This window comes from Mesorhizobium sp. M4B.F.Ca.ET.058.02.1.1, assembly GCF_003952505.1.
In the GTDB taxonomy this organism is placed as follows: Bacteria; Pseudomonadota; Alphaproteobacteria; order Rhizobiales; family Rhizobiaceae; genus Mesorhizobium.
The window spans coordinates 1,376,453-1,389,163 of sequence record NZ_CP034450.1 but is presented as its reverse complement, the minus strand read 5'-3'; the positions used below and the strand labels follow the sequence as shown (position 1 = coordinate 1,389,163).

General features: G+C 67.5%; 14 protein-coding genes. 10 read left to right on the top strand and 4 right to left on the bottom strand.

Going from position 1 to position 12,711, the window contains the following annotated elements:
* Positions 1-97: 97 nt before the first annotated feature.
* The 3 genes from EJ073_RS06985 (at position 98) to EJ073_RS06975 (ending at position 3,435) form a co-directional block, all read left to right on the top strand.
* Entirely contained in the window at positions 98-1,486 is a 1,389-nt protein-coding gene (locus EJ073_RS06985; RefSeq protein WP_126055081.1) for a PLP-dependent aminotransferase family protein, read from the top strand.
* Between the two features lie 7 nt (positions 1,487-1,493).
* The gene (locus EJ073_RS06980; RefSeq protein WP_126055080.1) at positions 1,494-2,744 is read left to right on the top strand and encodes an FAD-dependent oxidoreductase; all 1,251 of its coding nucleotides are present in this window, start codon (positions 1,494-1,496) and stop codon (positions 2,742-2,744) included.
* Positions 2,745-2,919: 175 nt separating this feature from the next.
* Complete coding sequence (locus tag EJ073_RS06975) at positions 2,920-3,435, top strand: hypothetical protein (protein WP_126055079.1); 516 nt, start codon at positions 2,920-2,922, stop codon at positions 3,433-3,435.
* A gap of 224 nt (positions 3,436-3,659) precedes the next feature.
* On the opposite strand, the gene EJ073_RS06970 is transcribed toward EJ073_RS06975, so the two are convergent.
* A complete protein-coding gene (locus tag EJ073_RS06970) occupies positions 3,660-4,076 on the bottom strand; it encodes a VOC family protein (protein WP_126055078.1) in 417 nt (138 codons plus the stop codon).
* A 169-nt stretch (positions 4,077-4,245) separates the two neighbouring features.
* On the opposite strand from EJ073_RS06970, the gene EJ073_RS06965 reads away from it, so the two are divergent.
* The 6 genes from EJ073_RS06965 (at position 4,246) to lpxK (ending at position 9,830) form a co-directional block, all read left to right on the top strand.
* On the top strand, positions 4,246-5,589 hold the full coding sequence (locus EJ073_RS06965; RefSeq protein ID WP_126055077.1) for a TldD/PmbA family protein: 1,344 nt from the start codon (positions 4,246-4,248) through the stop codon (positions 5,587-5,589).
* Positions 5,576-6,382 carry a 3'(2'),5'-bisphosphate nucleotidase CysQ gene (locus tag EJ073_RS06960; protein ID WP_126055076.1) on the top strand — a complete coding sequence of 269 codons (807 nt, stop codon included), beginning with the start codon at positions 5,576-5,578 and terminating at the stop codon, positions 6,380-6,382. Before EJ073_RS06965 ends, EJ073_RS06960 begins: the two co-directional genes overlap by 14 nt.
* A gap of 74 nt (positions 6,383-6,456) precedes the next feature.
* Positions 6,457-6,702, top strand: a complete 246-nt coding sequence (locus tag EJ073_RS06955; protein WP_126055075.1) for a DUF4170 domain-containing protein — start codon at positions 6,457-6,459, stop codon at positions 6,700-6,702.
* Between the two features lie 5 nt (positions 6,703-6,707).
* Positions 6,708-7,490, top strand: a complete 783-nt coding sequence (locus tag EJ073_RS06950) for a lysophospholipid acyltransferase family protein (protein WP_126055074.1) — start codon at positions 6,708-6,710, stop codon at positions 7,488-7,490.
* Entirely contained in the window at positions 7,487-8,803 is a 1,317-nt protein-coding gene (waaA, locus tag EJ073_RS06945; RefSeq protein WP_126055073.1) for a lipid IV(A) 3-deoxy-D-manno-octulosonic acid transferase, read from the top strand. The genes EJ073_RS06950 and waaA overlap by 4 nt, the downstream gene beginning before the upstream one ends.
* Position 8,804: 1 nt before the next feature.
* A complete protein-coding gene (gene lpxK, locus EJ073_RS06940; protein WP_126055072.1) occupies positions 8,805-9,830 on the top strand; it encodes a tetraacyldisaccharide 4'-kinase in 1,026 nt (341 codons plus the stop codon).
* Between the two features lie 6 nt (positions 9,831-9,836).
* On the opposite strand, the gene EJ073_RS06935 is transcribed toward lpxK, so the two are convergent.
* From EJ073_RS06935 to EJ073_RS06925, 3 genes are read right to left on the bottom strand one after another with little or no spacing between them, the layout of a single operon-like run.
* Positions 9,837-10,070: a DUF2093 domain-containing protein gene (locus EJ073_RS06935; RefSeq protein ID WP_126055071.1), complete on the bottom strand. Its 234-nt coding sequence runs from the start codon at positions 10,068-10,070 to the stop codon at positions 9,837-9,839.
* A gap of 51 nt (positions 10,071-10,121) precedes the next feature.
* Positions 10,122-10,754 (bottom strand): hypothetical protein, encoded by a 633-nt coding sequence (locus tag EJ073_RS06930; protein ID WP_126055070.1) that lies wholly within the window; start codon positions 10,752-10,754, stop codon positions 10,122-10,124.
* A gap of 38 nt (positions 10,755-10,792) precedes the next feature.
* Entirely contained in the window at positions 10,793-11,719 is a 927-nt protein-coding gene (locus EJ073_RS06925; RefSeq protein WP_126055069.1) for a LysR family transcriptional regulator, read from the bottom strand.
* 90 nt (positions 11,720-11,809) lie between these two features.
* Here EJ073_RS06925 and EJ073_RS06920 point away from each other — a divergent pair, with 90 nt between their 5' ends.
* Positions 11,810-12,703, top strand: coding sequence for a DMT family transporter (locus EJ073_RS06920; RefSeq protein ID WP_126055068.1), 894 nt, complete (start codon positions 11,810-11,812; stop codon positions 12,701-12,703).
* Positions 12,704-12,711: the final 8 nt, after the last annotated feature.

Below are 12,711 nucleotides of genomic sequence, written 5' to 3'. Positions count from 1 at the left end.
TGTCTTGCGGTTGTACGCCAGACAAGCTCTATTGTCCGGAGTATTGTCTTATGCTAGATGCGCCAACAGTAAGACATCAGCCGTAGTCGATTCCCGCATGCTGCAAGATCTTCGCCTCCCCGACGACGAAAGTCCGGTTTACCGTCGCCTTGCCGACGCGATCGCCGAACGCATCGCCGCCGGCACGCTCGCGGTCGGTGACCGGTTGCCGCCGCAGCGCGAGATCGCGCGGGCACTGGGCATCAATGTCACGACCGTCACGCGGGCCTTGTCGACACTTCAGGAGCAGGGGCTGCTCGAAGCGCGGCCCGGACGCGGCACGACGGTCGCCGCCCGTGACGTCGGCGAGAAGCCGGGCTTCGTGTCGTCGCCGAGCGACCAGAGCGGCATCATCGACCTTTCCGTCAACCGGCCGGCCACCACCGCCTATCTCGATGCGGTTGCCGCGCTGCTGCCGCGTCTGCCCAAGGACCGGCACTACGCCGCGCTTCAGGACTACCACCCGCCGGAAGGACCGCTCTGGGCGCGCGTGGCGGTGGCCGACTGGTTCAAATCCGTCGCCGGCGACGGCGATCCCGGCCGCGTCGTGCTCGCCGCTGGCGCCCAGCACGGACTGGACGGTGTCCTCGGTGCGGTGACCAGGCAGGGCGAGGTCGTGCTTGCCGACGAGGTGACGTACCAGGGCATAAACGCGCTCTGTCGCGTGCATGGGCTGGATCTCAGGGGCGTCGCCATGGACCGCGCCGGCATGCGCCCCGACGCCTTCGATGCGGCTTGCGCCCAGCTTCGGCCCCGCGCGGTCTTCCTGGTGCCGACGCTGCACAACCCGACGACGATCACGCTGAGCGCGGAGCGCCGGCATGAGCTTGCGGCGGTTGCCCGCCGCTACAATGTGCTGATCATCGAGGACGACGTCTACCGGCCGCTGGCCGACGACCCGCCACCCCCCTTCGCCTGTCTCGAGCCCGAACTGACCATCCATCTCAGCGCGCTGTCGAAATGCCTGGCGCCGGGCCTGCGCCTTGGGTTCGTCATCGCCCCGCGCCCCATCGCCGGCCAAGTCGCGGCGGCGCTGCGCATCAACTGCTGGAGCATCAGCCCGCTGACGGCGCTGATCGGTGCCAGGCTGATCGAGGAAGGCTCTGCTGCCCGCATCATCGACATCCAGAAGCAGGAACTGCGCCAGCGCCAGGCGATCCTGAGCGAAATCCTCGGCCGCTTCGACATCCAGGCACATCCGACGTCGACCCATGCCTGGCTGCGCCTGCCGGAGCCCTGGCGCGGCGCGGGCTTTGCCCGCACCTGCCTGGAGCGCGGCGTCGCCGTGCTGCCGGGCGATGCCTTCGCGGTCGGCCGCGAGCCGGTCCAGCACGGCGTGCGCATCAATGTCGGCGCGGCGCGCTCGCAGGAGGATCTGCGCACGGCACTCGCCATCATGGCCGAACTGTTGTCGGCCGGCCATCTGCAACTGCCGGGTTTTGTGTAGGTCATCGGTGGCAGCGTCCAGGACTGTCGAAATCGCCATCGTTGGCGCCGGTGTCGTCGGGCTGGCGACGGCGTTGCGGCTTGCCGGCGAAGGCCGCGAGGTCCTTCTCATCGATCCCAACGAGCCGGGCTCGGGCGCCTCGTTCGGCAATGCCGGAACGATTGCCGAATATGCCTGCATGCCGGTCGGCAATCCGGCCGTCCTGCGCGCGCTGCCGAAACTGCTTCTTGACCCGGACAGCCCGTTCGCATTGCGCTGGACAGCGCTTTTCCAGCTTGCGCCATGGTTGGTCCGCTTTGTCAGGCAATCGCTGCCGGCGGCCACCCGAGCCAACGCACTGGCGCTCGCGGGGCTGCTGGCCGAAGCCTTGCCGGCCTGGACCGAGATGGCGCAGCAAGCCGGCCTGCAGGATCTTTTGCGCCGCAACGGCTGCCTCTATCTCTACCGCCGAGAGGGCGATTTTGCCGCCGCATCCGGCGGGCGGGCACTGCGCGCCGAGCTTGGCGTTCGTCAGGAGGTGCTGACGTCGCAAGAGGTGGCCGGGCTGGAGCCCGGCCTGCAGGCAACCCACGCCCGCGGCCTTTACTTCCCTCACTCCATGAATGTCGCCGATCCGAGCCTCGTGATGCGCCGGCTGTTCGATGCGGCCGCGGCCCGCGGCGCGCTGCTGGTCAGAGCCGAAGTGACCAGCCTGCGGGCTGACGCTGGCGGCGTTGAGCTAGGCGGTTCCGATTTCCGCGTCAAAGCGAAGACAGTGGTAATCGCTGCCGGCGCACGCTCGCGCGCTCTGGCTGCGCAAGCCGGCGACAGCATCCCGCTGGAAACCGAACGCGGCTACCATCTCGAATTCCTGACCGACGCACCTCTACTCAATCGCCCGGTCTGTCCTGTCGATCTCGGCTTCTACATGACGCCGATGGCTGGCCGGCTGCGCGTCGCCGGCACGGTCGAGTTGGGCGGGCATGCCGCACCGGCAAATGCGCGCCGTCTGGCGCTGCTCGATCGCGGCGTCAGGCAGTTCTTCCCCGACCTTGGCCGAGCGTCGTCCGAGTGGCTGGGCTTTCGCCCATCGCTGCCCGATTCCCGGCCGGTCATCGGCTGGTCGCGGGGCAGTTCCAGGGTGATCCACGCCTTCGGCCATGGTCATCTCGGCCTGACACTGGCGCCGATCACGGCACGCTTGGTCGCCGAATTGATCGGCCGCCGGATCGATGCCTCTCGCCTCGCTCCTTTTGCCGCCGATCGCTTCGGTGCCTGATCGAGGCACAAGCTCCGGCCCCTTGCATCCATTCCTCCCCATCACAATGATGGCGTGATCGCCGCGTATCCCTGCGTGGCGATCGGCGGGCAGGGGTTGTCATTGGGGCTGGTTGAACTGAAATCGCCGAGGGCGCCTTGGCGCCTGGCGCGCATCTGTGTGGTGGCGGCCGGGCTTGCATTCTTCATCGCGTCAGCGGTCGTGCAGGCGGCCGACCGCCCTCGAGGACGCGTTCGAGGCGGCGCAATGGGCGCTGCTTTCCTCCGCCGGCAACGCCTTGCAGCAGCTTGGCCTGCGCGCCGCCGCCGGCTCGCCGGAGCTGGCGGGCATTGTGCGCGAGCGCCAGGATCTCGTGGCCATGGTCGCCGGGAAGGAAAAGGCGCTGGGGCAGGCTGGTTCGGCAGGTGCCGATCATGCCGACGCGCTAGTGCGCCTGCGCGGCGAGATCGATTCGCTGCGCGCCGAACTGGCTGGCGTCGACGCCAGGCTTTCCGAATCCTTTCCGCGCTATGCCGACCTTGCCCATACCAAACCGCTGTCGGTGGCCGATGTGCAGGCCCTGCTGGACGACGATGAGGGCCTGCTGCTGATGCTTGCCGGGCACGATCACATCTTCGTCTGGGCCGTCGGCAAGCATGACAGCGCCTGGACGTCTCGCGGGACGACCCGCAAGTTGCCGAATATGTCCTGACCACGGCGGTGCGTATGATCGTGAGCAAGACCAATTCCTATGAAGCCGCCACGCCGCGCCAACGACGTCTTCAGGCAAAGGCAAACGGCGATGGCCAATTACGATGCCGGCCAGGAGGCCTCCCGCCGCGACGGGCGGCGCTTCCTCGAAATTTTCATCGCCGGCCAGTACGAGGCGGGCGCGAACTAGCGCGGCGGCTCAGCGCGTGGCGTGGCCCGGTCGGCTCAACGCGCGAAGATCTGCTCCAGCGAGCGGAAGCCCTTGAACTCCAGCGCATTGCCGGAAGGGTCGCGGATGAACAGCGTCGCCTGCTCGCCGGGCTCGCCCTTGAAGCGCACCATCGGTCGCTCAAGCCAGTCTATGTCGTCGCGGGCTTCCAGCCGGGCGGCGAGCCGCTGCCATTCGTCCATCGTGAGCACCGCGCCGAAATGCGGAATCGGCACCGCGACGCCGTCGACCTGGCCGTCGCGCGCGGCGCCGGATGCCCGCGGCCGCAAATGCGCCGACATTTGGTGGCCGTAGAGGTCGAAATCAACCCATGTCGCCGAGGAGCGACCGATGGCGCAGCCCAGCACCTCGCCATAGAAAGCGCGGGTTTCATCGAGATCACGCACCGCAAAGGCGAGATGGAAAGGCGTCATGGCGAAGGCTCCTGGCAGTTTGACGATGCTCCGGCCCGGTTGTTCCGGCCGGTTCGGGCGCGAATGGGTCGCGGCATCCTGATTGCCCTTCTGCCATTGCACAAGCGACAGGGGAACAATAGATGGTGCGGCAGCCGCCCAATCGGGCCGAAGAGACAGGATCAAGTGCATGACCGACCAGCTCGACGCAGCGAAACTGACCGACCGCGTCGCGGCGCTCGTCGAGGCTGCGAAGCGCGCCGGCGCCGATGCCGCCGACGCAGTCGCCGTGCGCGGCCGTTCGGCCGGCGTTTCGGTGCGGCTGGGCAAGGTCGAGGGCACCGAATCGTCGGAGAGCGAGGATGTCGCGCTGCGCGTGTTCGTCGGTCAGCGGGTGGCGAGCGTCTCCGCGACCGCAGCCTCGAACCCCAAGGCGCTGGCAGAACGCGCCGTCGCCATGGCCAAGGTGTCGCCCGAGGATCCCTATCAGGGCCTTGCCGATCCCGCGCTTTTGGCCGGCAAGCCACGCGACCTCGACCTGTTCGACGCCACCGAGGTCCCGGCCGACGCGTTGAAGGAGGCAGCACTTGCTGCCGAAGCCGCAGCGCTTGCGGTGAACGGCGTCACAAATTCGGCCGGCAGCAGCGCCAGCGCCGGCCTCGGCGGGCTGGTGCTCGCCACCTCGCATGGTTTCGTTGGCCAGTACGTCGCCTCGCGCTTCTCGCGCTCGACCAGCGTCATCGCCGGTGCGGGCACCGGCATGGAGCGCGACTATGAGTTTTCTTCCCGCCAACATTTCGCCGATCTCGACGCGCCCGAAGAAATCGGCCGCAAGGCGGGCGAGCGCGCGGTGCGCCGCCTCGGCGCGCGCAAGGCGGCGACCGGGCCGGTCGACGTGGTGTTCGATCCGCGCGTCGCGCGCGGCATCGCCGGCCATCTCGCCGGCGCCATCAACGGTGCGGCAGTGGCGCGCAAGACCAGCTTCCTGCGCGACATGATGGGAAAGCAGGTGGCATCGGCTGCAGTTACTATCACCGACGAGCCGCTCAGGCGACGCGGCCAAGCCTCGCGTCCCTTCGACGGCGAAGGCGTCGAGGGGCAGAAGCTGCTGATGGTCGACAAGGGCGTGCTGAACCACTGGTTCCTGTCGACCTCGGCGGCCCGCGAGCTCGGCCTGGTCACCAACGGACGGGGCGCGCGCAGCGGCTCCTCGGTCTCGCCATCCTCGACCAATCTTGCCATCGAGCCGGGCGAACGGGCGCCGGAGGATCTCATTAAGTCGTTGAAGAGCGGCTTCTATGTCACTGAAGTGTTTGGCCAGGGCGTCGACATGGTCACCGGCGAATACAGCCGTGGCGCCTCCGGTTTCTGGATCGAGAATGGCGAGCTTGCCTATCCGGTCGCCGAGGTGACGATTGCCTCGAATCTGAAGACCATGTTCCTCAACATGGTGCCGGCAAGCGACCTCGACCGCAATTTCGGCACCGCCGCGCCGACGCTGCTCATCGAAGGCATGACCCTTGCCGGCGCGTGACCCGCTCATCCTGGCCGGAGCGCGCGGGGACCTCGCCCTGCTGCGTGACGCCGCCCGCGAGGCAGGCGCGATCGCCATGCGCTATTTCGGCAACAGCCCGCAAGTCTGGATGAAGGGCGGCACCTCGCCGGTCAGCGAGGCCGACCATGCGGCAGATGCCTATCTGCGCGAGACCTTGCTCAAGGCGCGGCCGGACTATGGCTGGCTGTCGGAGGAAACCGCCGACGACCACGCCAGGCTCGCCGCGCGCCGCACCTTCGTTGTCGATCCGATCGACGGTACGCGCGGTTTTCTCGATGGCCTGCATTCCTGGTGCGTCAGCGTCGCGGTCGTGGAAAACGGCGTAACACTCGCCGGCGTCCTCGAATGCCCGGCCAAGCACGAGACCTATTGGGCGCTGCCCGGCGAAGGCGCCTTCCTGAACGGCGAGTCGATCCGCGTGCGGGCGTTGGCGGACACCGTGGATATCGGCGGGCCGAAGCCGCTGGTCGACCTGTTGCCGGAAGCCTGGCAGGGCCGGCTGCATCGCACGCCCTACATTCCTTCGCTGGCCTACCGCCTGGCGATGATCGCCGCAGGCAAGCTCGACGCCACCTTCGTCAAGCCCAACGCGCACGACTGGGACATCGCCGCCGCCGACCTCATCCTGCGCGAGGCCGGCGGCGCCTTGCTCGACCGGCACGGCCGCCCGCCACGGTATGCCGGCTCGGTGATTCACCACGGCGCGCTGGCCGCCGGCAGCGGCGCCTTGCTCGACGTGCTTGCCGGCGTCATCGCCGGGCTGGAGAGTTGAACCATCATCAAAGGTTCCAAAGTCGGCGGCTTTGGTCTAGACCTTTGCAAACTCACGATATGTGAAGGACCGACATGGCCGTGGAAGACGGAAAGAAGCAGCTTTTGCACCTGGTGTTCGGCGGCGAGCTGAAAAAGCTGGGCGGAACCGAATTCCGCGACCTCGATGGGCTCGACATCGTCGGCATCTATCCGGACTATCAATCCGCGCACGCGGCATGGAAAGCCAAGGCGCAGGCCAGCGTCGACAATGCCCACATGCGCTATTTCGTCGTTCACCTGCACCGGCTGCTCGATCCGGACAGCAGGGCCGCCGGTTGAGACCGATGGAGCATGAAGCGGTGAAAGGGCCGGTCACCAGCCCCGCGGTGCGGCGCGGCGGCACGACCCGCACGCTCTGGCGCCGGATCCGCGAGCCGCTGGCCCAATCGCGATTCGTCAAGAACTTCATCGCCGGCCTGTTCGCCAATTTCGTCCGTCTGGTTCGCCTGACCAGCCCGCTGGTCAAGGGGTCGACTCAGGTCGCCGGCGGCGCCTACGCGCATCTGGAGCCCGGCATCATCGCGCTCTGGCACGGCCAGCATCTGCTGACGCCTGCGTATTATCCCAAGGGCAGGCCGTTGGTCGCCATGGTCTCGCGCAGCGCCGACGCCGAGCTCAACGCGCTGATGCTTGAGAAGTTCGGTATCGAGGCGGTGCGCGGCTCGGGGGGGCGCGACAGTTCAAGGCATCTCGACAAGGGTGGAGCCAAGGCTTTGATTGCCCTGAAGAAATCGCTTAGCACCGGCAAGAACGTGGCCATGATCGCCGACATCCCGCACGGCACGCCGCGCGACGCCGGAATGGGCATCGTGCTTCTGGCGCGACTGTCCGGCCGGCCGATCCTGCCTTCGGCGATCGCCACCAGCCGCCGCAAGGTGCTTGAAAAAAGCTGGGACAAAACCACCATTAACCTGCCTTTCGGCCGCTCAGCGGTTATCGTTGGGCCGCCGGTATTCGTGCCGGCCGATGCCGACGACGCCGAGATGGAACGCAAGCGCCAGGAAGTCACCGCCGCGATCAACGCGGCAACGACCGAGGTTTATCGCCTCGTGGACGGCCTGAAATGAGCGAGCGCTGGGCGCGCACCATGCTGTCGGCCTACCGCTACGCGGGCGCCGCCGCCTATCCGCTGATCGGTCCTTACGTCGCCTGGCGCACGTCCAGGGGCAAGGAGGACCGCGTGCGCCGGCGCGAGCGCTATGGCGTCGCCGGCCGTCCACGCCCTGAAGGGCCGATGATCTGGATCCACGCGGCCAGCGTCGGCGAGACCCTCGCAGTCGTGCCGCTGGTCGAGAGCATCCTCGACTACGGCGTCAACATCGTGCTCACCACCGGCACGGTCACCTCCGCGCAGGTCGTCGACGAGCGGCTTGGCGACCGCATCATCCACCAATACGTGCCGCTCGACCTGAAACCCGCAGTCAGCCGCTTCCTCGACCATTGGCGGCCCGACCTCGCGATCATCGCCGAATCGGAGATCTGGCCGATGACCATGCTGGAGCTCGGCGCCCGCCGCGTGCCGCAGGTGCTGGTCAATGGCAGGCTGTCCGACCGTTCCTTCTCGTCCTGGAAGAAGCGCGCCAACATCGCCGAGGCGCTATTCGAGAACCTTGCCCATGTCGTTGCCCAGTCGGATGTCGACGGCGAGCGCTTCCGCACGCTCGGTGCCCGGCCGGTCACGGTGTCGGGGAACCTCAAGGTGGATACCGCCCCGCCGCCGGTCGACGAACGGGCGCTCGCCTCGCTGAGGCGGCAGATCGGCGAGCGGCCGACCTGGGCGGCGATCTCGACCCATGACGGAGAGGAGGTCGTGGCGGCCGAAGTGCACGCCACCTTGCATCGGCGCCACCCTGGGCTGCTCACCATTATCGTGCCGCGCCATCCCGATCGCGCCGAGGCGCTCTCCGCGCAGATTTCCGGCATGGGCCTGAAGCTCGCCCGCCGCAGCAAGGGCGACAGGATCACGGCCGATACCGACATCCTGCTCGGCGACACGATCGGCGAGATGGGTCTCTATCTCAGGCTGACGGAAATCGCCTTCGTTGGCCGCTCGCTGACCTCCGAGGGCGGCCAGAACCCGCTCGAGCCGGCGATGCTGGAGACGGCGGTGCTTGCCGGCCGCAACGTGCAGAATTTCCGCGAGGCCTATCAGCGCCTGCTCGACAGTGGCGGCGCCAAGCTGGTGCGCGATCGCGACATGCTGGCCGGCGCCGTCAACTTCCTGCTGAGCAACGAGGTGGCGCGCCACGAGATGATGGCGGCCGGCGCCGCCACCGTCGACGAGATGCGCGGCGCGCTGGCGCGCACGCTGAAGTCGCTGGAGCCTTATATCCAGCCCCTGATCGTGAAGTCGCGCCTGAAGGGCGCCAACGGGAGGTAGCGTGACCTCCGAAGCACCGCCCTTCTGGTGGGAAGAACCGGACTGGCGCGTTCTGGCGCTGTCGCCGCTGTCGGCGGCCTACGCGCTCCTGGCCGGCCGCCGGATGCGGCATGCGCCGCGCGAAAAGGTCGAGGCGCCGGTGCTGTGCGTCGGCAACTTCACCGTCGGCGGCAGCGGCAAGACTCCGGTGGCGATCGCACTGGCGAGGCAAGCCAAGCGCATGCAGCTCAGTCCCGGCTTCCTGTCGCGCGGCCATGGCGGCTCTTTTGGTGAGCCGCATATCGTCGATCTGCATCACGACGCCGCCAGGCATGTCGGCGACGAGCCGCTGCTTCTGGCCGAGCATGCGCCGGTGGCGGTGACGCCGAACCGTGCTGCCGGCGCCCGGTTGCTGATGGAAAAGCTCGGTTGCGACTTCCTCATCATGGACGATGGCTTCCAAAGCGCGCGCCTTCATATCGACTTCGCGCTGGTCGTCGTCGACACGCGCTACGGCATCGGCAATGGCCGCGTCATCCCCGGCGGACCGTTGAGGGCAAACATCGTCGACCAACTGGTCTTCACCAGCGCACTGCTCAAGATGGGCGAGGGGACGGCGGCCGATCCGGTGGTGCGCCAAGCGGCGCGCGCCGGCCGGCCGATCTTCGAGGCGCATACCGAGCCTCGCGCCCGTGAACGCTTCGCCGGCAAGCGCTTCCTCGCCTTTGCCGGCATCGGCCATCCCGAGAAATTCTTCGGCACGCTGCGCCAGGCCGGCGGCGACGTCGTGCTCGCCAAATCCTTCCCGGACCACCATTTCTATGCCGAGGACGAGCTTGCCGAACTGGCGGCGACAGCGAAGCGCGACGGTCTTCGCCTCGTCACCACGGCCAAGGACGCGGCCCGGCTGCGTCATGGCGCGTCGCAAGAGTTCCTGGATCAACTCGAGGTACTGGAGATCGACGCTGTGTTCGAGCTCGACCACGTGCCCGAGCGCATCATCGACGAGACGCTTGATGCGTGGCGGCAGCGCAAGCTGCGGCGGTGAGACGTGCTATCCCCGGCTGCGCATTTCCGGGTGCATCTCGATCTCGCGGCGCAGCGAGGCAGTGGCGTTGGCGTAAGGCTCCTGCCGGGCGACGCTCCAGTATTTGAGCTCGTCCAGCGGAATGCTCTCGCCGGTCACGGCGCACCGCACGAACGCGCCCGGACTGGTGACCTGGAAGTCGCCGTCGAGATAGCGGATGCGGGCTTCCTTGCCGCCCGGGCCTTCAAAACGGTTCATCATGAAATGACGCTTGGGTTCATGGGATTCAATCGCCACAAATCGCAGGCAAGGTCAAGCCTGACGCAATGCTCGTGGAGTATCGCTCCAACAGCATAATGGTTGCTGGGAGCCGGCATGGACATTTCCTCCACCCGCCTGACGTCGCTGCTGAAGCAGGCGCTGACGCCGCAGCCGGTGCCATCGGCCAAGGCCGATCCGGCGACCACCGCGCTGGTCAAGGCGCTCGTCCAGCCGCCGGCGCCGTCGGCCGCGTCTTCGGCGCAGCTCGCCGCGCAGGCCTTGAACGGCTCGTTGGCGAGGCCTCCCGCTCACCCGACCCAACACCTGTCTTCCGACCAGATCGAGGATGCCTACCGGGCGGTCATTGAACCGGATGCAGATCTTAGCCCGGCCGGTGTTCCGGTCCGGCAGGCCGGCCGCGGAAGCCGAACAGGGTCCGCGCCGCCTGACCTCACTCCAGCCGCCAATCGCCGACAGCATGGCGAGGACCACGGCGCCACCGTCATTGCCGGTGTCGACGATCGCGGTTTCCTCTTCTGTGCTGGTTGCGGCCAATTCCAACGCGCCCAGGCCACGTGGCGCGGCCGTCCGACCTGGCAACGCTCGATCGTCGGAACCCACCCAACCGCCGCTGTGGATGATGTCGATCTTAACGGCGCTGCTCTCGGCGACGATCACCACCATCGCGCTGTTGCTGCTTCGCTGACCGGGTCTGACCGGCTCTACGCGTCGTCCTGCAGGAAGGCTTCGAGTTTTTCAGTCGCAAGGCCTGCCTGTGCCGCAATGCGCCGCGCAAGGTCTGCCGCGGCGGCGCGCGGGCGGCCGACGGGCCGGTCGAGCCAGTAGGACACCGGATTGAGCGCGGTGCGGTCATCGACGGCGACGATCCGGCCCGTCTTGAGTTGCGCCTGCGTCAGTGGCGGCCGCGCCAGCGCGATGCCCAACCCGTGCGCCGCAGCGTCGAGCACCAGATTGTAGTCCTCGAAGCGTCGGTCCTGCGGGCGCGGCCGGTAGTCGATGTCCTGCGCCGCGAGCCAGGCGCGCCAGGCGGACGCGTCGGAATCGTTGATGAGCGGGAACTTGAGCAGCCGGGCAGGGTCGCCGTGCCCTATTTCCCCCGCCAGTTCCGGCGAAGCAATCGGGAAGATGTACTCCTCGAACAGCTGCACCGAGACACGGCCGGGAATGCGGCCGCGCCCGCAACGCACCGAAAGGTCGATACCTTCGTCGGCGAGATCCGCCTGGCGGTTGTCGACATCGAGCACGATGCGCAGCCGGGTCGGGCTATTCTCGAGCGCCGCCATGCGCGGCATCAGCCACAGGCCGCTGACCGAGGGGATCGAGGCCAGCCGCACCACCGCGGTGCCGCGCGGCTCCACCCAGCGGTCGGAATTGACCGAGATCAGCGCGAAGGCCTCGGTGGTTCTCAGATGCAGGCGGTTGCCCTCATTGGTCAGCGTCACGCCGCGCGCGTTGCGCTCGAACACTTTCAGCCCCAGCCAGTCCTCCAGCTTGGCGATCTGCCGGCTGATGGCGCCATGGGTGAGGTTCAGCCTCTCGGCCGCCGCCGAAAAGCTCCCCGTTCGCGCCGCAGCATCGAAAGCGCGCAAGGTCTCCAACGGGAGTAACTGGTTCGAGCTGTGATCCATGCTCACAGGTGACCCTCGAATTGGTCGTTTGTCAATCGACGGTTGATGCGGTCTTCTAGCCTCATGGAGCCAAGCAACGAGGATATAGCGATGACCGCCTATGCCGGTACGTTGAATCAGACACAGCGAATGGACACCACGGCGGCCATCGCGGTCGCGCTCACAGTGGTCGGCTGGGCCTCCGCCTTCCCGGCGATCCGTGCAGGCCTCGAGGCCTTCCAGCCGCTGGAGCTCGGCGCGCTGCGTTTTGCCATCGCCGCTGTGCCGGCGGCGATCTTCCTGGCCGTCAAGCGCCCGGCGCTGCCCAAGGTCGACGAGTTGTGGCGCTTCGGCTTCGGCGGCGCCATCTTCGTCGCGCTTTACACGGCGATGCTCAATTTCGGCGAGCTGACCGTGTCGGCGGGCGCCGCCGGCTTCATCATCAACGTCAGCCCGATCTTCACCGCCATCATGGCCATGGCGCTGCTCGGCGAGCGCTTTTCTGGCCTGGCCTGGCTCGGCACGCTGATCTCGTTTGCCGGCATCGGCATCATCGCCATGGCCGACGGGCAGGGGCTGCACTTCAACACCGGCGCGCTGCTGGTGCTGGGTTCCGCGCTCTGCTCGGCCGTCAACACCATCGTCCAGAAGCCGCTCTTTGCCCGCCATCATCCGCTGACCATCGCCGCCTCCAACATGGTGCTCGGCGCGCTCTGCCTGGCGCCCTTCCTGCCGGAAGCGATCTCGCAGGCGGCGGTTGCCGACACAGCCGGTCTCGGCGCCGTCATCTACCTTGGCATCGTGCCCAGCCTGATCGCCTACGCCGCCTGGGCGACCGCGCTGTCGCGCCTGCCGGCTGCGCGTGCCTCGAACTTCCTCTATCTGGTCTCGCCGATGTCCGCCCTGATCGGCTTTTTCTGGCTGGGCGAAGTGCCGACGATGCTCGGCATCCTCGGCGGCGCGCTAGCGCTCGGCGGCGTCATCGTGGTGAATTTGAAGCGGTAAGTCAGGGA

Coding starts and splice junctions, on each gene's coding strand:
- EJ073_RS06985 (WP_126055081.1), top strand. CDS start 98: ATGCTGCAAGATCTTCGCCTCCCCGACGACGAAAGTCCGGTTTACCGT.
- EJ073_RS06970 (WP_126055078.1), bottom strand. CDS start 4,076: ATGACGCCTTTCCATCTCGCCTTTGCGGTGCGTGATCTCGATGAAACC.
- EJ073_RS06965 (WP_126055077.1), top strand. CDS start 4,246: ATGACCGACCAGCTCGACGCAGCGAAACTGACCGACCGCGTCGCGGCG.
- EJ073_RS06955 (WP_126055075.1), top strand. CDS start 6,457: ATGGCCGTGGAAGACGGAAAGAAGCAGCTTTTGCACCTGGTGTTCGGC.
- EJ073_RS06950 (WP_126055074.1), top strand. CDS start 6,708: ATGGAGCATGAAGCGGTGAAAGGGCCGGTCACCAGCCCCGCGGTGCGG.
- waaA (WP_126055073.1), top strand. CDS start 7,487: ATGAGCGAGCGCTGGGCGCGCACCATGCTGTCGGCCTACCGCTACGCG.
- EJ073_RS06935 (WP_126055071.1), bottom strand. CDS start 10,070: ATGATGAACCGTTTTGAAGGCCCGGGCGGCAAGGAAGCCCGCATCCGC.
- EJ073_RS06930 (WP_126055070.1), bottom strand. CDS start 10,754: ATGGTGGTGATCGTCGCCGAGAGCAGCGCCGTTAAGATCGACATCATC.
- EJ073_RS06925 (WP_126055069.1), bottom strand. CDS start 11,719: ATGGATCACAGCTCGAACCAGTTACTCCCGTTGGAGACCTTGCGCGCT.
- EJ073_RS06920 (WP_126055068.1), top strand. CDS start 11,810: ATGACCGCCTATGCCGGTACGTTGAATCAGACACAGCGAATGGACACC.